The 23,432-nt window shown below is 41.5% G+C and carries 19 protein-coding genes; 14 read left to right on the forward strand and 5 right to left on the reverse strand.

The annotated features are described in order from the left end of the window. Positions 1-75: 75 nt before the first annotated feature. Entirely contained in the window at positions 76-1,149 is a 1,074-nt protein-coding gene (gene prfA / locus C3K47_RS00225; RefSeq protein ID WP_103787067.1) for a peptide chain release factor 1, read from the forward strand. A 116-nt stretch (positions 1,150-1,265) separates the two neighbouring features. On the opposite strand, the gene C3K47_RS00230 is transcribed toward prfA, so the two are convergent. Beyond that, positions 1,266-3,125 carry a glycoside hydrolase family 2 protein gene (locus tag C3K47_RS00230; protein WP_103787068.1) on the reverse strand — a complete coding sequence of 620 codons (1,860 nt, stop codon included), beginning with the start codon at positions 3,123-3,125 and terminating at the stop codon, positions 1,266-1,268. A gap of 406 nt (positions 3,126-3,531) precedes the next feature. On the opposite strand from C3K47_RS00230, the gene C3K47_RS00235 reads away from it, so the two are divergent. Genes C3K47_RS00235 through C3K47_RS00290 form a run of 12 tightly spaced genes read left to right on the forward strand, consistent with a single transcriptional unit; the run spans position 3,532 to position 20,251 of the window. Beyond that, entirely contained in the window at positions 3,532-6,627 is a 3,096-nt protein-coding gene (locus C3K47_RS00235; protein ID WP_103787069.1) for a SusC/RagA family TonB-linked outer membrane protein, read from the forward strand. Between the two features lie 12 nt (positions 6,628-6,639). Further along, complete coding sequence (locus tag C3K47_RS00240) at positions 6,640-7,980, forward strand: RagB/SusD family nutrient uptake outer membrane protein (protein ID WP_103787070.1); 1,341 nt, start codon at positions 6,640-6,642, stop codon at positions 7,978-7,980. A 51-nt stretch (positions 7,981-8,031) separates the two neighbouring features. Beyond that, positions 8,032-9,363 carry a hypothetical protein gene (locus tag C3K47_RS00245; RefSeq protein ID WP_103787493.1) on the forward strand — a complete coding sequence of 444 codons (1,332 nt, stop codon included), beginning with the start codon at positions 8,032-8,034 and terminating at the stop codon, positions 9,361-9,363. A gap of 10 nt (positions 9,364-9,373) precedes the next feature. Beyond that, positions 9,374-10,918, forward strand: coding sequence for a hypothetical protein (locus tag C3K47_RS00250; RefSeq protein ID WP_103787071.1), 1,545 nt, complete (start codon positions 9,374-9,376; stop codon positions 10,916-10,918). A 21-nt stretch (positions 10,919-10,939) separates the two neighbouring features. Next, entirely contained in the window at positions 10,940-11,971 is a 1,032-nt protein-coding gene (locus tag C3K47_RS00255; RefSeq protein ID WP_103787072.1) for a TlpA disulfide reductase family protein, read from the forward strand. Positions 11,972-11,984: 13 nt separating this feature from the next. Continuing rightward, on the forward strand, positions 11,985-13,013 hold the full coding sequence (locus tag C3K47_RS00260; RefSeq protein WP_103787073.1) for a TlpA disulfide reductase family protein: 1,029 nt from the start codon (positions 11,985-11,987) through the stop codon (positions 13,011-13,013). A gap of 20 nt (positions 13,014-13,033) precedes the next feature. Continuing rightward, positions 13,034-14,296: an MFS transporter gene (locus C3K47_RS00265; protein ID WP_103787074.1), complete on the forward strand. Its 1,263-nt coding sequence runs from the start codon at positions 13,034-13,036 to the stop codon at positions 14,294-14,296. Between the two features lie 6 nt (positions 14,297-14,302). Then, positions 14,303-14,905: a cysteine dioxygenase family protein gene (locus C3K47_RS00270; RefSeq protein WP_103787075.1), complete on the forward strand. Its 603-nt coding sequence runs from the start codon at positions 14,303-14,305 to the stop codon at positions 14,903-14,905. After that, positions 14,905-16,536: a rhodanese-like domain-containing protein gene (locus tag C3K47_RS00275; protein WP_207765209.1), complete on the forward strand. Its 1,632-nt coding sequence runs from the start codon at positions 14,905-14,907 to the stop codon at positions 16,534-16,536. The genes C3K47_RS00270 and C3K47_RS00275 overlap by 1 nt, the downstream gene beginning before the upstream one ends. Before the next feature lie 21 nt (positions 16,537-16,557). Further along, positions 16,558-17,328, forward strand: coding sequence for a hypothetical protein (locus C3K47_RS00280; RefSeq protein ID WP_207765210.1), 771 nt, complete (start codon positions 16,558-16,560; stop codon positions 17,326-17,328). A 2-nt stretch (positions 17,329-17,330) separates the two neighbouring features. After that, positions 17,331-18,794 (forward strand): SLC13 family permease, encoded by a 1,464-nt coding sequence (locus tag C3K47_RS00285; RefSeq protein WP_103787077.1) that lies wholly within the window; start codon positions 17,331-17,333, stop codon positions 18,792-18,794. A 20-nt stretch (positions 18,795-18,814) separates the two neighbouring features. Then, positions 18,815-20,251, forward strand: a complete 1,437-nt coding sequence (locus C3K47_RS00290; RefSeq protein WP_103787078.1) for a phytoene desaturase family protein — start codon at positions 18,815-18,817, stop codon at positions 20,249-20,251. Positions 20,252-20,305: 54 nt separating this feature from the next. Here C3K47_RS00290 and C3K47_RS00295 read toward each other — a convergent pair whose 3' ends face one another. The 4 genes from C3K47_RS00295 to C3K47_RS00310 are packed head-to-tail and all read right to left on the reverse strand — an operon-like array spanning position 20,306 to position 22,288. Then, positions 20,306-20,899 (reverse strand): DUF4287 domain-containing protein, encoded by a 594-nt coding sequence (locus tag C3K47_RS00295; protein WP_103787079.1) that lies wholly within the window; start codon positions 20,897-20,899, stop codon positions 20,306-20,308. 4 nt (positions 20,900-20,903) lie between these two features. Then, on the reverse strand, positions 20,904-21,446 hold the full coding sequence (locus C3K47_RS00300) for an SRPBCC family protein (protein WP_103787080.1): 543 nt from the start codon (positions 21,444-21,446) through the stop codon (positions 20,904-20,906). A 4-nt stretch (positions 21,447-21,450) separates the two neighbouring features. Then, positions 21,451-21,846, reverse strand: coding sequence for a DoxX family protein (locus tag C3K47_RS00305; protein ID WP_103787081.1), 396 nt, complete (start codon positions 21,844-21,846; stop codon positions 21,451-21,453). A gap of 10 nt (positions 21,847-21,856) precedes the next feature. Then, a complete protein-coding gene (locus C3K47_RS00310; RefSeq protein WP_103787495.1) occupies positions 21,857-22,288 on the reverse strand; it encodes a VOC family protein in 432 nt (143 codons plus the stop codon). 125 nt (positions 22,289-22,413) lie between these two features. Between C3K47_RS00310 and C3K47_RS00315 the strand changes: the two genes are divergently transcribed. Next, positions 22,414-23,385 (forward strand): GlxA family transcriptional regulator, encoded by a 972-nt coding sequence (locus C3K47_RS00315; RefSeq protein WP_103787082.1) that lies wholly within the window; start codon positions 22,414-22,416, stop codon positions 23,383-23,385. The last annotated feature ends 47 nt before the right edge of the window (positions 23,386-23,432 follow it).

Here is a 23,432-nt window from a genome sequence, read left to right on the forward strand (position 1 = left end):
ATCAGATACATTTCGCTGTTTAAGTATAAAAGCTTAATTTTGCAGCCCTAAATTAATCCCGAAGGATTTAAGAATATGATTGATAAACTGGATGCCATCAAACAACGCTGGCAAGATGTAGAACAACAATTGTCGAGCCCAGAAGCAATGAGCGATATGAAACGCTTTGCTGCGCTTAACAAAGAATATAAAGAATTAACCAAAGTGGTGGAAAAGGCTGAGATCTATAAAAAGGTGGTCAGCAACATTGAAGCCAACAAGGAAATGTTAGCCACCGAAAAAGATGCGGAGATGAGAGAAATGGCTAAACTGGATCTGGATGAATTGCTTCCACAAAGAGACGAACTAGAGGAAGAGATCAGAGTAATGCTGATTCCTAAAGATCCTGAAGATGCTAAGAATGCCGTGTTAGAAATTCGTGGTGGTGCCGGCGGTGATGAGGCGAGTTTGTTTGCCGGCGATTTATACCGGATGTATATGCGTTACTGCGAAGCCAAAGGATGGAAAACCGAATTGGTTGATGAAACTCAAGGAACTGCCGGAGGTTACAAAGAAATTGTAATTAACGTTAGTGGTGAAGATGTGTATGGTCAGTTGAAATACGAATCAGGAGTTCACCGTGTTCAACGGGTACCTTCAACAGAAACTCAGGGACGTGTTCATACTTCAGCCGCATCAGTGGTAGTATTACCTGAAGCTGATGAGTTTGACGTACAGATTAACATGAATGATATTCGTAAGGATTTGTTCTGTGCTTCTGGTCCGGGCGGACAATCGGTAAACACAACCTATTCGGCTGTTCGTTTAACGCACATTCCTACAGGAGTTGTGGCTCAATGTCAGGATGAGAAATCGCAGATCAAGAACTTTGAGAAGGCTTTAGGCGTACTTCGTTCTCGTATTTATGAGATGGAATTACAAAAACACCTTGAAGAAACTGCCAAGAAGCGTAAAACAATGGTTTCTACAGGAGATCGGTCAGCTAAGATCCGTACCTATAACTTCCCACAAAGTCGTATTACGGAACATAGAATTAGCTTAACATCTCATAATCTATCAGCGGTAATGGATGGAGACATTCAGAGCATCATCGATGCATTGCAACTGGCGGAAAACGCGGAAAGAATGAAAGAAGGAACAACCGTTTAAGTTTTTCTAAACAGATATTTAAAGAACCGGCTTATGGCCGGTTTTTTTATGTGCTAAGGGGCGATTTAAAGTACAGGTAATTGGATTTAAAGGGTGTTTCTATAGTTAACGATCACTTATTTGCCAATTGCGGATTGTTTTTCCTGCATCTCCTTATAGTATGCCTGAAGAATATAAAATGCTTTCTTTTTGTTTCCCTTGTCATCATAAAGTCCCTTACGGTTCCAGCCTTCCTGATAGATAGGGTTATTTCGTTTTGGCGATCTGAAATCGTTAAGCACCCATGGCGAAATACCCACAAAATTATCGGGCATACGTCTTAACATCGAAATCTGCTCCTTATAATACCATTCCTGATACTCCTCACTAAAACGGGTTAGCGAATCGGCATGAAAACCGCCCTTTGCTCCTCCCCCGGTTTCACTAATGAATAAGGGTTTATTGTAAATAGTTGACCAGTTGGTGGTTCGGCATTTATCAGGTAAACCTCCATACCAGCCAAGATATTCATTGAAAGCAACCAGATCGACAAACTCACCCAATGGATCATCAATAACATTCTGGTCATTAAGTGCACTGTAATTCACTTCCAGCGCTGCAGAAATCAGACGTGTATGATCCAGCTTTCTAGCTTCTGTAATCAAGCTATGCATAAAATCAGTTCGTGTTGAGCTTACCGGGGTTTCATTTCCTACCGACCAAATAATTACCGAAGCCCGATTATGATCGCGCGTTATCATTTCGTTTAATTGAGCCTTTGCTTTGGTAAGTACCTGTTGATTTTTAAAGTCGATCGTCCAATAAACGGGGATTTCGGACCAAACCAGTAGGCCCAGCGAGTCGGCCATGCGTGTTATCGTCTCATCGTGCGGGTAATGAGCGAGCCTTACCATATTGCAGCCAAGCTCCTTTGCCTGGTTTAAAAGCTGCAAGGCATCGTTATAACTATAAGCCCGTCTAATTTCCTGGGGAATCTCACCATGAATACTGATACCGCGCATAAAAACAGGACTTCCATTTAATAAAACCTGTTTACCGGCAACTTCAATTGTGCGAAAACCAATTTTATCTTCGGCTTTATCAGTTTTACTACTAACATTTACCGTATACAATTTTGGGCTGTCCGGAGACCATAATTTAACCCGGGAAAGACTGAAATTCAGCGGAACTACTGATCCATTGGCTTTAAATTGTTTTTCGAACTTTAATTCAGGAATACTGATCGTTATTGTTTCGCCATCAGCCGGCACATTGTTTAATTTCACCCAGCCTTCTACCTCGGATTGTTTCGAAAGTTTGCCATGATCAGCCTTTTTAAGCTGGATCATAAAATCCTGAATAAAGAGTTTCGGCACCTCCACCAATTTTACTTCTCTTGTAATTCCTCCATAATTCCACCAATCGGTATTTAGCGTTGGCACCTCATCGGCATACCGCTTGTTGTCAACTTTTACCACCAGAAAATTATCTGTTCCTTTTAGCAACGTATCAGGAATTTCAAAATTAAAAGGTGTAAAACCGCCCTTATGTTCTCCTAGTTTTTTACCATTGAGGTAAACATCCGCTTTATAATTTACTGCTCCGAAGTAAATAAAAACACGATTGCTTGCAGCCTGTTTTTTATAATCGAATGATTTCTTATACCAAACCGTACCCTCATAATATTCAAACCTCTGCTCCTGGTGATTCCAATCGCCGGGTACCTGTAATGTGTTTTTATCGGAATACCCATGCTCCTTCTTTTCAGTTTTGTTGACCTGTTTATCGGTATTCCAGTAAGCGTCGCCACTTTTCTCACTTAGTTCCTTGTAACGATAATCATAAAACCCGGTTTCATAAGGGTCAATAATATATTGCCAGGCCCCGTTTAAGCTCAAACCCTGGCGGTTTTGAATGGTAGTGATCAGCTTATTATCCTGGGCATTTACTGTTAAAGCAATAGTTAAAGCTGTAAAGAGCAAATAGATCTTTTTCATAGGAGGTGTTTGATTTAACTATGTTCCAATACTATTGGTTTCTAATTGCATAATATATCAAAATCCACTTAAAAGATAAAAACGATATTTAATGGATAGCTTCTGGGGCCTTTTAAGAATTGCGCTCTTTAAAAAACTCAACTATTGTATGATTAATTTTCTCTTTTATTTTACAATAGTCTACAAAATCTATAGGATAAATTTGGTAAGTTGTTTAATAGTTATATCTTCGTAGTGGACAATTATATTATCGTGATTATAAGGAAAATATTTTACCATTAAGAATTGCAGTAAATACAACAAAAAAGGGGAATACTAAGAGTATCCCCCGGGATTTAAATCTATGAACCAGGCTTCAATTCGACCTGTCACCTGTTTCAACTTAAATAAAACTTAAAGTAAAAGTATGCAAAAAATTAAAAGGATTAGCGCCAGCTATGGGCTAATTTTAGGTAGATCTACCTTGTTATTAAGTTTGATCTTAGTAACATTTTTGGGCCCTCTGGCCGCTTCGGCACAAGTACAAACTAAGCCCATAATTAATTCAACCCTTACAGGAACTGTAATTAACTCCCGGACTAAGTCCCCTGTTGAAGGCGCAGTAGTTCATATTAACGGCACCACTCACGAAGTGGTAACTGACCGTGAGGGAAAGTTCAATTTCGTAACAGGACAAAAATTCCCCTACACGCTTTTTGTAAGCTTAATTGGTTACAAGAAAAAAGAAATTGTAGCGAATGGCAGTCCGGTTAACATTGAGCTGGAAGAAAGTGTCAGCCAGCTTGATGAGATCGTTGTAGTTGGTTACGCCACCCAAGAGCGTAGAAATTTGGTAAGCTCTGTTTCTAAAGTCAGTGCTACCGAAACTAAGAATTTACCTGTAGCTGGTTTTAATGAGCAATTGCAGGGTAAAGCTGCCGGTGTACAGATCAATTCCAATGCGGGTATTCCGGGTGATGGAATATTTGTAAGAGTAAGAGGAACAACTTCTATCAATGCAAGCAGCGACCCTCTGTATATTGTCGATGGGGTATTTATTAACAACACAAGCCTTCAGACACTTAACACAGGTGGCCGTGCTACTTCGCCTATCGCTGATATTAACCCGGCAGATATTGAAAATATCGAAGTTCTGAAAGATGCTACAGCAACCGCGATATACGGTGCACGTGGTGCGAACGGTGTCATTATCGTTACCACCAAACGCGGCAATTTTAATACAAAGGCTAGGGTAAGTTTTAATATAAATCAGGGTGTAGCTTCTGCTATTAAGCTGTGGGATCTGGAATCTGCTGAAGCCAATGCTGAAGTAATGAACGTGGCATGGATCAACACAGGCATTGATAAACCTTCAACAAACCAGACTTTCGCTAACAGGCCATTCAGGCCGGTTTCTGAGGGAGGTAAAGGATTGCCATCAGAACAGCAAGATTATGACCGTCTGAATGATCTTTACAGAACAGCTAGTCTTAGCAATTATGATTTTTCATTACAAGGAGGAACGTCTGCAACAAGATATTATTTTGGTTTGAGCTATACAGATCAGGAATCTATTATGCGCCCTGTGTATTTTACACGCGGTAGTTTTAAGGCTAATCTGGACCAGAAGGTAAACAGCTTTATTTCGGTAGGGATGAGTAATTCCCTGTCGCGCAGCTTTCGTAATCAAGCGACGGCAGGTGATGGCCCTACAGGTAACATGATGGTGAGCACACTAAATTCGGCTACCTATCTTGCCAAGAATGCTGCAGATGGTACACCTATCCGCTGGAACGGTTGGGATAATCTTCAGCAATTGCTTGATAACTATAATACAAATACAAAAAGCTTGCGCTATATAGGAAATTTGTATGCTGATGCAGAGATCATTCCAGGTCTGAAATTCCGTACTTCTGCAAGCGTTGACTACGACAACTATAATGAATCCCAGTACTGGAACACAAATACTGTACAGGGATCTGCCCCGACAAACGGGCGTGCAACTTCCGGTTTGTCCGACAATACTACCTGGATCAACGAGCAGACACTGACCTTCCGACACAGATTTGGAACTAAGCATAACTTCGGGGCCCTGATAGGCAACACACTTCAAAGCAATATTCGTCAGCGTACGTCTGCTGTAGGAACAGGCTTTGCAAATAACTCATTTGAGCTTATCTCATCTGCGGCTAATACTACCAGTTCACAGGCATGGACAAAAGGAAATCTGGCTTCGTTTTTCTCAAGACTCGATTATAACTATGCATACAAATACTATATAGAAGTTGATGCACGTGCTGATGGAGCTTCAAATTTCGGTAAAAATAACCAATGGGGATATTTCCCATCAATAGGTCTTGCCTGGAGATTGAAGGAAGAAGAGTTTCTGAAAAACAACTCGGTGATCAGTGATTTAAAACTGAGAGCGAGTGCCGGATACACCGGAAACCAGGCGGGTATTGACAATTTCGCATCACAAGGACTCTGGACCGGAGGCGCAAGCTATTTTGATGTTGCCGGTACTGCCCCTCAGCAACTGGGAAACCCGGATTTGAAATGGGAAAAAACCCGTCAGATCGATGCAGGTGTAGAGCTAGGATTATTTAATGATCGTATTAATCTCCAGGTAGATCTGTATGATAAATATACAAGCGACCTGCTGCTTTCTTTGCCGGTTCCAGCGGTAACTGGTTTCAATACTTATCTGACCAATTTGGGCGCTATGAGCAACAAGGGTTATGAGTTAACTATCGTAACTAATAACATCAGAAAGCCTGGCTTTTCATGGCAGACAAGCTTCAATATTTCAGGAAATATAAACAAGATCGAGAAGTTACCGGCGCCTATTACTGTATATAGTCGCGACTGGGTGAGGATGCAGGAAGGATCATCCATGTATTCATTCTGGTTGTACAAGCAATTAAGTGTTGACCCGGCTAACGGAGATGCAATTTTTGAAGATGTAAATAAGGATGGATCGATTACTGTTGCTGACCGTCAGATTTTAGGTTCAGCTACTCCTAAATTCTATGGAGGCTTTAACAACAGCCTGAATTATAGAGGATTTGATGCCAATGTATTCTTCAGCTATTCTTATGGTAATGATGTGTATAACCTGAACCGCTTCTTTGCCGCTGAAAGCGGAACGCGTCCAGACAGGTCTGTGCAGTCAATTGATAAGAATTACTGGACTACCCCCGGTCAGATCACTAATGTACCACGACCTACTTCAGTAGGAAATAATTATCTCATCGAGCAAAACAGCAGGATGCTTGAAGATGGATCATTCATCCGTCTAAAATCCCTGACCCTTGGCTATACACTTCCTAAGAAGCTCACTTCACGCTTTAAAGTAGAATCACTTCGCTTTTATGCTGTGGGCTCTAACCTTCTTTTATTCACTAAATACTCAGGCGCGGACCCTGAAACCAACGTAACGAGCAATCAGAATGCACAGGGACTTGACTACGGAACACCTCCTCAGCCGCGTACCATACAATTTGGTTTAAACCTGACACTATAAAATTCGATCGATATGAAAATATTAAAATATATACTTTCTGCTGCCATTTTAATAAGCGCTGTTTCCTGCAAAAAGTTTCTGGATGTTGAACCGCGCAGCTCAGTATCTGATGAAGTTACTATTGTTGACGGACCATCGGCTAAAACAGCACTAAATGGTGTTTACAACGCTCTGGCATCTTCTGATTATTATGGCACTTCGTTCCAGTCATTGGGATATCTGAACGGCGATAATATTAAATGGACAGGTTCACAGGGTTATCTAAATCAATTTATTCTTCACGATGTAAGATCCGATAACCAAGCTTTGACAAGCGTTTGGAGTGCAATTTTCCAGACAATTAATCGCGCAAATCACGTTATCGAAAAAGTACCAACTGTTACCGGGCTTACCGATGCTGAAAAAAACAGAATTATCGGAGAAGCTTATTTTATAAGAGCTTTATCTTATTTCGATTTAGCAAGAACCTGGGGAGGAGTACAAATATCTCTTACCCCGACCACTTCTGCGGGGGATAAGAATGGCTTAATAAAAAGCACACAAGTGCAAACATATGCTCAAGTATTAAATGACTTGAAGGCAGCTGAACCATTACTTCCCGAAACAGTAGATCGTTATCACGCGACCAAAAAAACGGTATGGGCGCTTCGTGCAAGATATCATTTGTACCAGAAAGAATGGGCGGATGCCGAGATTTATGCTGCAAAAGTTATAAGTGACGCCTCTAACTATCAACTCCTTGCTCCTTTCAGCGCATTTTTTGCGAATAACGCAAGAGGAACAAAAGAATCAGTATTCGAGCTATACTACAGCGCAACGTCCACCAATGGCCACCGCAACAGTTGGCAGCCAGGCGAAAATGGCGGCACAAGGCAATGGGCTCCCAATGATGCATTTGTTGCATTAGTCAATGACCCGCTTATTGGCGGTAACCGTAATGTACTTGTTGCAAAAACCGGCAGCGGATTATGGTACGGCAATCTTTATTACAGGAGCCCGGCTACCGATCCAACCTACGTGATCCGTACTGCCGAGCTGTATCTGATCCGTGCTGAAGCAAGAGCACAGCTGAATAATTTAAGTACTGTTAATGGTGCAGCATCAGACCTAAATGCCGTTAGGGCCCGCGCCGGATTGTTGCCCACAACTGCAGATACACAAAACGCTATACTCCTTGCTATTGAAAATGAGCGAAAAATTGAATTTGCAGAAGAGCCCCACCGCTGGTTTGACCTAGTGAGAACTGGACGTGCAAATGAAGTTTTAGGTATTACAGATGCCAACAAACTATTGATGCCAATTCCATTGAATCAGGTGAGTGCAAATAACCCGCAAAATCCCGGATATAATTAAGATTAAATGGCCTCTCCTGAAAGGGAAAGGCCATTTATAAAAAACAAAGATATGGCCCATAACAATACACACGAAACCGAGTGGAAAGGATATGAAAAAGCGATTTTTCAGATTTCCTTTATCTACTTTTTAATCCAATCGGTACCGCTCGACTGGAAATACTATAAGACGGTATTTTCCATTCAGTGGTCTCAACTGAATTACCATGATCTCATTAATATCACACGCTATTATCCGCAATTCATAACTCCCTCCGCTCCTGAGTTTGGATATGTCAACTGGCTGATCGTTCTGGGGATAGCTGCAATTGTTGCAGCTATCTGGACTTTCAGGAATAAAGAGCGTACAGATTATGATACCTTATATTACTGGCTGCGGGTTGTGCTTCGTTACAGGCTCGCTTTCGGAGTTATCGGATACGGGATTATAAAACTCTTCCCGGTTCAGCTGCCCGGTCCTACATTGAGTGATTTGAATACACCTTATGGCGACTACTTTACGTGGAAGATATTTGCGCTTACAACCGGGATCTCAACAGCATGGTATGAATCCTTTTTAGGGCTGATTGAAATTGTCGGCGGACTTTTGCTTTTAAATAGAAAGACTGTAACTATCGGCGCCGGACTTTTAGCTGCATTTCTCGTAAATGTGGTTATAGTAAACTTTGCATACGACATCGGAGACCAGGTTTATAGCTCTTACCTGCTACTTATCGCCTTAGCTCTTCTTGTTTATGATACTCCGCGTTTGTTTCAGCTTCTGGTTCTTGGAAAAAAGACCATTGCTAACAAATTCCACATTGTGTTTACGAATCAACAGAAGTCGATCAGAACTGTATTAAGAACTGCATTTCTCCTTTTCACGCTATTATTTGTAGGCGTAACAGGCTATAACTACAATAAGGATGCATACATCTATCCAAAGACACCCGGATTAAAAAATGCCTACGGATACTATAATGTGAAAGAGTTTAGTATTAACGGAAAGCCTATTCCTTATTCGCTAACCGATCCACAAAGATGGCAAAACGTCGTTTTTGAAAAATGGGCAACCATCAGCGTTAGAACTTCCCGTCCGCTGAACGTAAACATTAGCAACGGGACAAGCTCCTCCCAAGATGATATCGATAGAAAATACGAACTAGCCGGTGCCGGAGGAAGAAATTATTTCAATTATGGTATTGATAGCGTAAACCAGGTATTGAAGCTGCAAAACAAGAATAGTACTGCAGAAAACTGGTCGCTTCATTATGAACGCCCGGATGAAAAGACCATTATCCTGTCAGGGAAAAACGAGAAGCAGGATTCAGTTTATATCGTGCTCGACAAGATCAACAAACAATACCTGCAGCTGAAAGGCCGTCGTAAACCATTGACCTTATAACGATCAAATTATGTCAGAAGTAACTACCCTTGAAGGCTTGCATGAAGAGACTCATGTAGCCCATCATATAAAAAATCCACCTGAATGGAAAGCATGGCAAAAAGTGGCTTTCCGAATTTCATTTGTATTCTTTTCTCTTTTGTGTGTGCCAACGAATCTTGCATGGTATACCCGATTGTTTAGTATCGATTTTGCTCATTTTCAGTGGCGTATTTTTTATGAGTTTGCCAATTTCTCCACCAACTTTTACAGGGTCAGTTCAGAAAGCGGCAGATGGGGAATAGCTAGTTATGTAAACTGGCTGATCGTGCTGATCATCGCTGTTGTGATAGGTCTGACCTGGGGTTTGTTCGATAAAAAAAGAAAGCAGTATAATGTTCTTTATTACTGGTTGCGCGTAATTGTTCGTTACAGGATCGCTGTTGGTATTATCGCTTTCGGTTTTATCAAACTGTTCCCCACCCAAATGCCTTATCCTTCACTCAGTGTATTTAATACGAATTTCGGCGACCTGATGCCCGAAAAACTTTATTGGGCTTCTGTTGGTATTGTTCCTGCGTACGAAGTTTTCCTGGGTTTTGTTGAAGTGTTTGGCGGGGCCTTGTTATTCTTCAGAAGGACATCTGCTCTCGGCGCAATTATTATAGGAGGCATCTCCATAAATATTGCCTATGCAAATCATGCTTACGATGGCGGGGTACATGTTTACAGTGCATTTTTTGCCTTGTTATCCTTATTTATTCTTGCTGATCACCTTCCGGCAATCTGGAATCTCCTTATCAAGGAACGTGATACTGTGCCTGTACAACATTATCCCACATTAACTAAAGTTCAGCGATATATCTCATTAGGTGTGAAGTATGCAATTGTGCTAAGTTATACCGTGGTGTTTTTCTATTTCAGGTTGTATAATCATTTGTATCTCCATTATGATAAAGAGCCTGCAACAGCCGGATTAAGTGGAACAACAGGTTATTATAATGTAACGGAATTTAAAATCAACAATGTATCCATCCCCTATTCTCCTTTAGACTCCTTGCGGTGGCAGGATGCAATTTTTGAAAAATGGTCAACATTTACGTTTAAAGTGAATCGCCCGGTAAAGATCGACCTATCTAATGGAAGCTCTCAAAAGAAAGATATAGACAGAAATTATGAGCTTTCGGGCTCAGCAGGCGGCAGAAGATTCTTTTATTATGATGCCGATACGGTAAACCATATTCTCTATTTACAGGATAAAAATACGGGAACTTCTGAGGAAGGCGGCGCGGCTGCCGGAGGTGCAAGAAATAATGCCCGCAGAGGTGAGGGAAATTCTTCCAATCAAAATTCAGCAAGATCAGGAGGCAGAGCGTCTGGTGCTGGAAGGGGCCGCAGGCAATCTGATGCCAAAGGAGAAAAACTGGTTTTACATTATACCAGACCAAGCGATTCAAGGATTATATTATCGGGAGTAAATGACAAGAAAGATTCAATTTATGTGGTTCTTGACAGAGTTGAAAAGCGATATCCGATAGTTGAAGGACGCCGTTACGCACAAACATTCACTCCTTAATCATTCATAAATCAAACGTACATGACGCGTTCAGTTATTGTTTTAAGTGGACTTTTTGCAGCAGTTATTGCAGGCTGTTCGCAACCGAAAAAAGGAGATACCGTTACCATTACGGGCACGGTATCTGGCGATGCCAAAGTGATCTATCTAGAAAATTACGCCAACAGGGTATTCCATGTTATTGATTCGAGCAAGGTGGGGAATGGAACGTTTCAGTTTACTTTAAATGTGCCTGTGCCCGAATATTATGGCTTGTCAGTGGATACATCGGCTCTGGCTGCATTATCAGGACAACGCCATCCGGATACAGGTACGCTTCCTTTTTTTATTGAGAAAGGAGATCGGATCACAGTTGAATTTGATACACTGAATAACTTTAAAAATTCAACCATCACTGGCTCAGCGGCAACAGATCTGTATAGAGGCCTTCGTAAAGACAGCACTATTAAGATCCAGGATTTTATAAAAGAACACCCTGCATCCATTGTCTCGGCATTTGCATTATTCCGTCATTATACCGGCCAGCTGTCGATAGACGAAATTCAAAAGAATATTGCTTTGCTGGACACATCGCTGACTAAAACGCAATATGTTCAGCAACTGAACAGGCTTGTAAACACCGCCCAGGTGGGTACAAAAGCTATAGATTTTACATTACCTGATGTAAATGGCAAACCTATCAGCCTTTCAGAAAAGATTGGAAAAAATTACGTCTTGCTTGAGTTCTGGGCATCATGGTGCCCGGTGTGCAGAAAAGAGAATCCAAACCTGGTTAAGAATTACCTGAAATATAAAGACAAAGGGTTTGATGTTTTCGCTGTATCGCTGGATAAGAACAAAGAAGCATGGCAGAAGGCCATTAAAGATTTCGGGTTGAAATGGACACAAGTATCAGATCTCAAATTATGGAATGATACCGCTATCCAACTTTATGGTTTCAGAGGAACTCCTTCTAACGTCCTTATTGATCCGCAAGGGAATATTATTGCCAGAAACCTGTTTGGCGATAGATTGAGTAAGAAACTTGAGGAAGTACTGCCTGAAAAAATCTAAATCATTAGTAAAAATGAGAAAACTGAAAAGTTTAATCTGGCTGTTGTGCTTGATCCCTGTTTTCGCTTCGGCCCAAACCCAAAATTCTGTGCTAACTATCAGTGGCACCGTTGCAGGGAACGCTAAAGTGATCTATTTGCAGAATTATAGACTACGGACCTTCCATGTTCTTGATTCGGCGAAGGTAATTGATGGTAAATTTCAGTTTTCCAGAAAGCTGCAGTACCCTGAAGTATACGGGCTTGCTGTTGACACAGCGGCTCTGGCAGCGGTAACTGGGCAGCAGCATCCGGATGCCGAAACACTTCCAATTTTCTTTGACGATGATAAGAGTGTAAAGGTAGAATTTGACGCTGATAATCATTTTCAAAATTCACAAGTAATAGGATCGGCCGCTACGGAAATTTATCAGCAGTTCAGAGGAAACAGAAGTTCCGGACTGGAGGAATTCATTAAGAAAAACGCTAAATCTATCGTTCCTGCTTATGTTCTGTATCGCAATTATTCAAGCTTTCTCCAACCAAAAGAACTGGAAAAATACCTTTCACTTCTGGACCCTTCGTTGGCAGAAACACAATACGTGAAAGATCTTGAAAAGCTTGTAGGCATAGCTCCTATTGGGTCCAAAGCGATCGATTTCTCACTGCCCGACATCAACGGAAAACCCGTAAAGCTTTCAGATAAGCTGGGCAAAAACTACGTTTTGCTTGAATTCTGGGCGGGCTGGTGTCCGGTTTGCCGGTTTGAAAATCCAAACTTGGTTAAGAATTATCAAAAGTATAAAGACAAAGGCTTTGATGTTTTCGGAGTTTCCCTCGATAAGAATAAAGAATCCTGGCTAAAAGCAATAAAGGACTTCGGATTGGATTGGACCCAGGTTTCAGATTTGAGTTTATGGGATAATTCTGCCGCTCAACTATATGGCTTCAGAGCTTTGCCAGCAAGCATTTTGATAGATCCGCAAGGAACTATTATCGCGAAAAACCTCATCGGTGAAGCACTGGACAAAAAGCTGGCTGAGCTTCTTTCAACCTCTAAATAAAACATACCTAATTCATTAAAATGCAACTAACAGAACAATCCCTGACAACAGAGATCAACGATATTCCAAAGAAAAAAACAAAAAAGGCCAGCACGCTCCTGATAGCAGTATCAGCACTTGGCTACTTCGTTGATGTGTATGACATGATGCTATTTACCGTTGTACGGAAGAAAAGCCTGCTTGCAATGGGGATAGCCGACGCCGACACTTTATCTATTGGCTTGAGGCTCTTAAATTTCCAAACTCTGGGCCTGTTGCTTGGGGGAATCTTCTGGGGAATATTAGGCGATAAAAAGGGTCGGTTAACGGTACTTTTTGGCTCTATTATTATCTATTCATCTGCAAATGTGCTAAATGGATTTGCTACTACCATCTGGCAGTATGAACTATTACGTGTAGTTGCAGGCTTTGGCCTTGCAGGTGAGCTGGGTGCCGGCATCACCATGGTAATGGAAACGATGGACAAGAAAAACAGGACGCTGGGTGCCACATTTGTAGCAAGTGTAGGATTGCTGGGGGCAATAGTTGCAGGATATGTTGGCCAACATTTCGATTGGCGCCTCTCGTTTATCATTGGTGGTGCAATGGGTTTCCTACTCCTTCTTTTACGGGTAGGCGTTTTTGAGTCGGGTATGTACAATAACATTAAAGAAAAGGATATAGAGAAAGGGAATTTCTTAAAACTTTTCACTTCATGGAGCAAGTTCAGTCGCTATGGAAAATCTATTCTTGTAGGTCTCCCCTCGTATTTTGTACTGGGACTATTATTAACGATTGCTCCTGAATTCGCACAAACTATCGGCATCACAGAAAAGATCAATACCGGACAAACGATGATGTACTGTTTCGCAGGCTTCTGTTCCGCTGATATTATTTGCGGACTGATCAGTCAGCGCTTGCAAAGCCGGAAGACCGTCTTCTATCTATTCAATATTCTCTGCCTTATTTCTACACTTGTTTTCTTCTATTACCCAACTGATTCGATCAGCGGATTATATGCAAAATACTTCCTTGCAGGTCTAGGTATCGGCTATTTTGCGATGCTGGTTACCAATGCTTCGGAACAGTTCGGTACAAACTACCGCGCAACAGTGGCTATCACCGTTCCCAATTTTATACGTGGTGCCCTGATCCCGATCGCATTTGTATTTGAATCTGTTCGTGGAAGCCTTGGCCTTATCAATGGAGCAGCCCTTATTGGCGTTTCTACTGTTATTATCGCCCTTTTGGCAACCTGGTTTACGAAGGAAACCTTTAACAAAAACCTTGACTATACCGAATAAACAGCTATGGAAACGACTAATATTAAACGTTTAAGAGACTTCGTTACTGCATTCGCGTCGTTACTGGATCAGAACCCAAAAGAACCTGAAATACTTGAAAAAGGAAGTGAGCTGCTGAGGGAGCTAATTAAAACAGACGATTGGCTTCCGAATGAATTTGCCCAGCCACATCCTCAGTATTACCAGCAATATCTTCTGCATAGCGATTCTCTGGAGCGGTTTTCGGTGGTGAGCTTTGTATGGGGACCTGGTCAGACTACACCAATACACAATCATACGGTTTGGGGTCTGGTGGGCGTACTAAGGGGCGCTGAGTTTGCACAAAACTATCAGGAACAAGAAGGTCATCTGCTTAAATCAGGCAATGTTGAAACGTTAACCCAAGGCCGGGTGGAACCCGTTTCACCAACCGTTGGCGACCTTCACAAGGTGTCCAATGCGTTTGATGATCAGGTTTCTATCAGTATTCATGTGTATGGTGCTAATATCGGTGCAGTGAACCGTTCCGTGTTTTATGAGGATGGCAGCTCCAAACCTTTTATATCAGGTTACTCAAATAAAGTGATCCCCAATATCTGGGACAGGTCTGTAGAATTAAGAACAAACTAATGACAACAGCATCTATTTTATCTTCAATGTCAGTTACACAAATTCCTACATTATCTTATCCGGATATCCGCTATGCGCTTTTAAATCGTTACGAAATTGCGATTCTGGATGTGAGAGAAGAAGCTCCTTTTGCAGAGGCGCATCCGCTATTTGCAGCAAACCTGCCTTGGTCGAAGATCGAAACAGAAGTTTATAACCGTATTCCCAACAAGGATCCATTTTTGGTAGTTTACGATGATGGCGAAGGCCTTGCCGTTCCTGCTGCAAAGAAATTGATAAACCTTGGCTATTCGAATGTTTACCTCCTCGAAGGAGGTTTGGATGGATGGCGCAATGCTGGAGGAGAAATATTCAGAGATGTAAACTCCCCAAGCAAAGCCTTTGGCGAACTGGTAGAATCGAAACGTCACACCCCATCGCTTTCAGCAGCTGAAGTTCAGCAGCTAATTGATAATAAAGAAGATATAGTGGTGATGGATGTTCGCCGCTTTGATGAATACAATACGATGAGTATTCCAACCGGGATAAGTGTCCCGGGAGCCGAATTGGTTTTGCGTGCACGTGAACTGGCCCCAAATGTGACAACAAAGATCATCGTTAATTGTGCAGGACGAACAAGAAGTATTATTGGCACCCAGTCTTTGATTAATGCAGGAATTCCAAATTCCGTTGCAGCGCTACGAAATGGAACCATAGGATGGACACTTGCCGGTCAGCAACTTGAGCAGGGACAAGTACGTCGTTTTGCTGAAGAAATAAATAATACCATAGCTTCAGAAGCCTTGCAATTCAGCAGAAAGGTTGCAGATCTCGCCGGTGTCAAAAGAACAAACCTTAAACTCTTCAACACCCTCATAGCCCAAGCTGATCGTACCAATTATTGCTTTGATGTGCGTTCTCCGGAAGAGTATGCCGCAGGACATCTTCCTGGTTTCATCTCTGCTCCCGGTGGACAATTAGTTCAGGAAACAGACCATTATGCCCCAGTACGCGGAGCACGTGTTTCGCTTGCTGATGATAACGGAACCCGTGCAAACATGACTGCTTCCTGGCTGGCTCAAATGGGCTGGGATGTCTATGTTATTGATGATATTACCAAAGATGATCTGACTGAGACCGGTAATAGCAAAACTCTTTTACCCCCATTGCCGGAACTGGATGATAGTCAACTGATTTCAGCGGAAGAATTATTCTTGAGTCTTCAGGAGATCAATGATATTGTATTAATTGACCTGGGAACAGCTAAGGAATATATAAATGGTCATATTCCGGGATCATGGTTTGTTTTGAGATCGCAACTGGACTTCAGGATCAAAGAGCTTCCGTTTGCTGAATCCTATGTTCTTATCTCTCCGGATGGTATTTCAGCCTCTTTCGCTCTACCTGAATTACAGGAAATCACCCAGAGTAAAGTATTGGTATTGGATGGTGGGACGAAGGCTTGGACAGATAAGAAATTTAAGTTGAAGTCGGGAGAGACGAACATCGCTTCACCAATGATTGATCGATACAGACGCCCTTATGAAGGAACTGACAATGCAGTAGAAGCTATGCAGGCTTACCTTGATTGGGAGTATGGCTTAGTGGACCAGTTGGATCGTGATGGCACTCATGGCTTTTTTGTGATTTAAGGATTAATTAAAAACGATACTATGAAAATGACAAGAGCCGTATTAACCGCATTTTTATTATTCTTATCCCTTACCTTATTCGCGGAAACCACCCGGGCAGTAGTCAGAGCTCATGCAAAAGATGCCAAATTTATTGGTACCGGAATCGGCGGAGCTTATGTGGTCATCCGCAATGACCTTACAGGCGAGATCCTGGCAAAAGGACTTACAACCGGGGCTTCAGGCAATACAGAGCTGATCATGAATACCGCAATAAAACGAAATGACCGCCTCACTGACGATCAGACGGCAAAGTTCATAGGTATTGTTGATATTGACGAACCGGTTTTTGTAACTATCGAGGTAACGGCTCCTGTTAACAGAAAAAATGCGGCGATAAAAGTAAGCACACAGGTATGGCTTATCCCCGGGAAACATATCGAAGGTGATGGTATTGTACTGGAAGTGCCCGGGTTTATCCTTGATGTTCTTGCTCCACAAACTCACCAGGTAATTCCTTCGGCCTCTTTAAAAGATAACAAGGTTCTTATTAAAGCCAACCTCGTGATGATGTGCGGTTGCGCCATCAGCAAAGGCGGTACATGGAATTCGGAGGATATTGAAGTTAAAGCAATTGTAAAACTCGAAGGCAAGAAACTAGCAGAGGTGCCGCTGCATATTACCGATCAGACTAACGTTTTCGAAGGAACTCTGGATGCTTCAGCTAAAGGAAATTATGAGCTTCAGTTGTACGCCTATGATCGAAAGACAGGCAACACAGGAGTGGATAAAGTCAATTTTGTAATTCAATAGAAATGACTTCTATTCCTAGCCTCCTAAAATTGTCTCCTCGCTATATATATTTGATTATGGGTCCGCTGGCATTCCTCCTAATTGGATATGCCAATATAATTCCGGTAGATCATACTATTCAGAAAGTACTTGGTATTGCGTTCTGGATAATATTATGGTGGGTTACCGAGGCGATACCCATGCCGGTAACTTCATTATTTCCGTTGGTTCTTTTCCCTTTATTTGGGGTGCTCGATCTGAATACGGCATCAGCCAATTATGCAAATCAGACCGTATTTCTGTTTATGGCCGGGTTTATATTCGCCTTAGCAATTGAAAAACATAAGCTTCATATCCGAATTGCTTTGCATATAGTAAAGTTTATAGGAACCGATTGTGATAAGCTTATTCTTGGATTTATGATCGCCACATTTTTTGTAAGCATGTGGATCAGTAATTCTGCGGCCGCCTTGCTGATGTTTCCCGTTGCAACCTCCGTATTGTTTTTGCTTGAAGAGGAATTTGTTCAGTTGAAGCTGGAGCATGAATTTAAAAACTTCGCGATCAGTCTTTTATTGGGACTTGCATTCAGTGCTACAGTTGGAGGCATTTCCACCATCATCGGCACACCTGTTAATATTGTTTTTACGGGCTATTTGAAACAATCTTACAACATCGATATGACGTTTATGGAGTGGTTCGTGATAGGATTCCCGCTGGCGGTATTATTATTGATCTCAGCCTATTTTGTAATCGTAAAACTATTATTCAGGGTGAAGATCAAATCCCTGCCCGGTGCAAACCGAATAATTGAGGAGAAGATAGGAGATCTTGGCCCAACCTCTTATCAGGAATATGCCGTAGTAACGGCATTTGTGCTTACCGCCTTGGGCTGGATAATCAGAACACCTGTCGCTACATTCTTTAAAATAGATTTCCTGAACGATACCAGTATCGGAATGATCGGGGCCCTCCTCTTGTTTATCATTCCTGATAAATCTGCCAAAAAAGGATTTCTGTTCGACTGGGAAAGTATGGATAAATTTCCCTGGGGTATATTAATGATGATCGGGGGCGGCCTCGCGCTGGCAAAAGCATTTGAGGTTTCAGGGGTGATAAAACTGATCGGTGAAACAATTTCTTCTTCAGGTGTTGGTAATTACCTGGTGTTGATCATAGTACTTGTTGGCATTATGGTTATTCTGAAGCTTTTTGTTACCACCAATACTGCCTTGGCCACCATTGCTATTCCAATGGTTTTTGGAATCGCAAACGCAATTCATATTCCTCCATTGCTTTTGGGTTTTCCTGTTGCTATCGCCATCAGCTATGCATTTATTTTACCAATGTCGACACCTCCAAATGCCATTGTTTTTACCACGGGGCAAGTTAAAATTAAAGATATGGTTGTTGCAGGGCTAATCATGACAACTATAGGATTTGTACTTCTTATCGCTACTTTTAGCATTTACAGGAACTTGATATAGGTCTCCGGAATTAAAATAGAATGAATAGAACAGATTACGATGCCATTATTGTAGGATCAGGGCCAAATGGATTGGCAGCGGCTATTGCCATGCAGCAGCAGGGACTTTCTGTTCTTATTGTAGAAGGAAAAGACACTATTGGAGGCGGACTAAGGTCTGCGGAACTTACTTTGCCGGGCTTTTTGCATGATGTCTGTTCTGCTGTCCATCCTCTTGCTGTGGCTTCGCCATTTTTCACAACCCTTCCGCTTGAGCAATTCGGACTGAACTATATTTTTCCTGAAATCGATGCGGCACACCCCTTCGATGATGGAAGAGCTGCAATACTGAAAGGATCTGTCGACGATACGGCAGCATTATTAGGCGATGATCAGCATACTTATTTGAAACTGTTTAACCGGTTGGTGAAAGACTGGCCTGAACTGGCTCCTGATGTTCTTGGTCCTTTGAGTTTCCCGAAGCATCCTATCAACCTGGCAAATTTCGGCTTGAATGCGCTAACCCCGGCTACGTATTTTGCAAAACGATTCAAAACCCAGCAAGCTAAAGGCTTATTTGCCGGCATGGCGGCGCATTCTATACAGCCTTTATCCAACTTTGCAACTTCTGCAATTGCATTGGTATTGATGACTGCCGGACATTTAAAAGGGTGGCCTGTGCCTCAGGGTGGCTCCAGGCAGATCGCCTCCTCGCTTGCATCTTATTTTATTTCTATTGGTGGCAAGATCGAAACCGGGTATTATGTAAAATCCTTAGACCAACTTCCTTCATCAAAGGCCGTATTGCTGGACGTTACGCCAAAGCAATTACTTCAAATCGCCGGACATCGATTCTCGTCCTTCTATAAGTGGCAACTGGAAAAATATCGGTATGGTATGGGTGTTTATAAAGTTGATTGGGCACTCGACGGTCCAATACCTTTTACAGCATCCGAATGCCGAAGTGCTGGTACCGTTCATCTGGGAGGAACCTTCGAAGAAATTGCAGACGCTGAACAATCGGCATCGTTGGGAAATCATCCTGAAAAACCATTTGTATTGCTGGCCCAGCAAAGTGTATTAGATCCATCAAGAGCTCCGGCAGGGAAACATGCAGCATGGGCCTATTGCCATGTTCCAAATGGCTCATATAAAGATATGACGGAAGCCATCGAGCGCCAAATTGAACGTTTTGCACCGGGATTCAGAGACCTTATCCTGGGAAGACACACCATGAACACAGCTCAGATGCAGCAATATAATCCTAATTATATCGGGGGTGATATCAACGGTGGAGTGATTGATCTGGGGCAATTATTTACAAGACCTGCCCTGCGCAGCTCGCCTTATCGCACTTCCGCAAAAGGAATTTACATCTGTTCTTCTTCCACTCCACCCGGAGGCGGCGTGCACGGAATGTGTGGCTATCATGCTGCTAAGAGAGCGCTGAAAGATGTTTTTAATATTTCAGTAATTTAAAAGCGCTTTTCGCACGCATTGCAAATGCGCGCGTGTTTGGGCATATCCAATCAATCATTTTTGCTCATTCTTAGGCCCATTTTGTTCATAGGCTTTTTGCAACCAGGAATAAAGCTCTTTGTCCAGTTCTTTTGAAGTAATAATCGACACCTTATGTGTCATCATAGCGTTCCAATTTCCTGCATTTTCAAACCGATCGGTTTGTGCTTGATTTTTCAACTTGAACCCAATATCCATCCGGTCTTTGGTAACTTGAACAATGGCAAACTTCCGGTCAGCTCTTAGCAGGCTGATATAACTAGCAACAGGGGCTATTGCAATATCATTCCCAAAGGCATTTACTTTTTTAATAAGCGTATCATAAACAGTTCTCCATTTTTCTTTTTCACCGGTAAAATGTTTGGCTAAAGTCCCCTCGGTATCTTGTAATTGCTCCTTCAAACCTTTAAAAACACTGTAAATAGCCATTGCATGTCCATGCCCCAGGTTAAAATCATTTTTGAGCCAGGCAACGATTTCCCCCGCTTTTACTGTTGTTTTTACTGCGCCGTTTTCTATAAACCCCAGTTTCTCGGCAAGCTGCTTAAAATCTTCCGGTGTTTTACCTGTTTTGGCTTTGATATTTTCAATATATGCTTCAAACGACATAGAATTAATTTTTAGGTTCCAAATTGAGTTTTAATAGCTCTAAGCTAGCCTGAATATCTTTGCCCAGTAGTTTATCCATATTCATAAATAGTAAAATGATGTTTGATGGATACTTCATTGTGCTGCTCATTTCCCAGGTAACTCTTGTTTGATTTTGAGAAACTTCTTCGGTGCTGAACGGAGTTCGTGCAATACCTTTCATGGGCTTCTCAAAGCGCACTTCCACCTCAACGAGTTTATTTTCCTCAATTCGTTTTATCTCCTGTTCTCCTACACCCGCCTGCTTGTTTCCTTGCCATGCGTAAACAAATCCAACTTTCCCATCCTCACCCCTAAACTGTTTTCTTAAGTTGGCATCCATCATTACCCATTTGTTAAAATAATCCTGGTTTTTCAGATGCTTTAGATAATTAAAAACAACATGAACAGGCTGATCAACAATTACCTGACGTTTGAGCGAATAACTTTTTGGAGCCACCAATGCCAGCACAAAGAGCAATAAGACCAGGGTGGCAATTACTGAAAGGATAATTACTATGGTGTTCATCTTCTTATTTTTTTAGTGGTAAAACCGATTTCAATTGGTCATCCTGTAAATATTCTGCGATCCATATCATCGTTGTAAAAACGATCGGGAATAGATACGAATGACCACTACTTTGAGCTGCATAGGTAATAGCGGCAGCTCCCCCTAAATAAGCAGTTAAAAATAAACCGCCAAGCACCCTCGTTCTCGACTGAATATAGAGCATCGTACTAAACAATAAATAAAAGCCCAATACCTGGATGCAGCTCTCGGGTAATCCCAATTCAAGGGTTCCTTCTACATATTTAGGATGCTTGATAATTTTCATTATTGCATCGAACAAAAGGAATAAGGAAGTAAATAATTGCAGTACTCTTCCCACCCAAAGCCTGACTTTGGTTTCTACATGTTGCGTTCCCATTTTTTAAGTTTTAGTTTGTTTGAGGATAAGTAAAATTGATCATCCATTGAATGCCAAATTTGTCTTGGCACATCCCAAAATAAGCCCCCCAAAAGGTTTTGTTCATTGGCATTTCTATCCTGCCTTCGTTGGATAAGGCATTAAATAATTTATCGGCATCCTTTTCATTTTCGGCATGCAGGCAAATGTGAAAGTTATTGCCAGCACCAAAATTGCTGTCATCCTTATTCACTATATCCGATGCCATTAAAGTAGTGTAAGGCGTAATTTTTAATGAAATATGCATCATTTTCTCCTGGTCATCATCATTCATCTTATCACCTCCCGGTACATCTTTGTATCGTTGTGCCGCTATAAACTCTCCACCGAAAATTGATCTGTAAAATGAAAAAGCCATCTCACTGTTTCCATTAAAGTGTAAATAGATATCTGTACTACGCATGTTCATTTATGTTTTGCTTATATAAAGATAGATGGCTATTCCTTTTTATTTATGTGTAAATACGACATAATTATAAAGGCATTTGCGACAACTATGATTTGTATCTTTACTTTAAACGGACTTAGATGCAGAAAAAACACATTTCTATTTTGTCGTTAAAGAACGCCAATTATGCTTCTATTGTAGATGCAAGGACAGTTTTCAGAAAAGTAAACGAGTTGTATAAGGCCGAGAATAAGAAAGAGCTTTTTGAAATACAGATTATTGGCGAAACAAGTGAAATGACTCTTGAAGATGGTTTACTGACCATTAAGAATGATGCAACTACCAATGAAATCACTAAAACAGATTTAATCATCATTCCGGCAATAAGGGGCGATATGCTTAGCAGTAGCCATTACAACCGTTTTTTTGTTGATTGGATCATAAAACAATACAAACAGAATGCTGAAGTAGCATCGCTTTGCACCGGCGCTTTTATGTTGGCCTTTACCGGGCTGTTGAAGGACAAAAAATGTACTACACACTGGCAATATGCTAACGAATTCAGGTTTTACTATCCCAATGTTACGCTTATAGACGAGAAGATCATTGTTGAGCAAAACGGTTTATATTCAAGCGGTGGCAGCAATGCCTATTGGAATCTGCTGCTGTTTTTGGTCGAAAAATACGTTAGCCGTGAATATGCCATTTTAATTGCCAAGTACTTTGTTGTAAACCTCGATAAAATGGTACAAACACCCTTTATTGTGTTTAATGGTTTAAAGGAACATACTGATCAGGAAGTTTTAAATGCACAGGAGTTTATTGAAAATAACTATGCTGAAAAGATCACGGTTGATGACTTGTCGGAAAAGTTCTTTTTAACAAGGCGAACATTTGAAAGAAGGTTTAAAAAAGCCACACATTGTTCTGTTTTAGAGTACTTGCAAAAAGTGCGCATTGAAGCAAGTAAAAAAGCATTGGAAATAGGCCGAAAATCGGTGGATGAAATTATGCTGGATGTGGGCTATTTCGATAGCCAAACTTTTAGGGAATTGTTCAAAAAAATCACCGGATTAACTCCTTTGGAATACCGGGATAAATATAAAAAGTGATTTTCTGTGCATTTAAGATCCTTCCAGTTGATCATCGGAAACCTTGG

This window comes from Solitalea longa (assembly GCF_002920915.1).
Lineage (GTDB): Bacteria > Bacteroidota > Bacteroidia > Sphingobacteriales > Sphingobacteriaceae > Solitalea > Solitalea longa.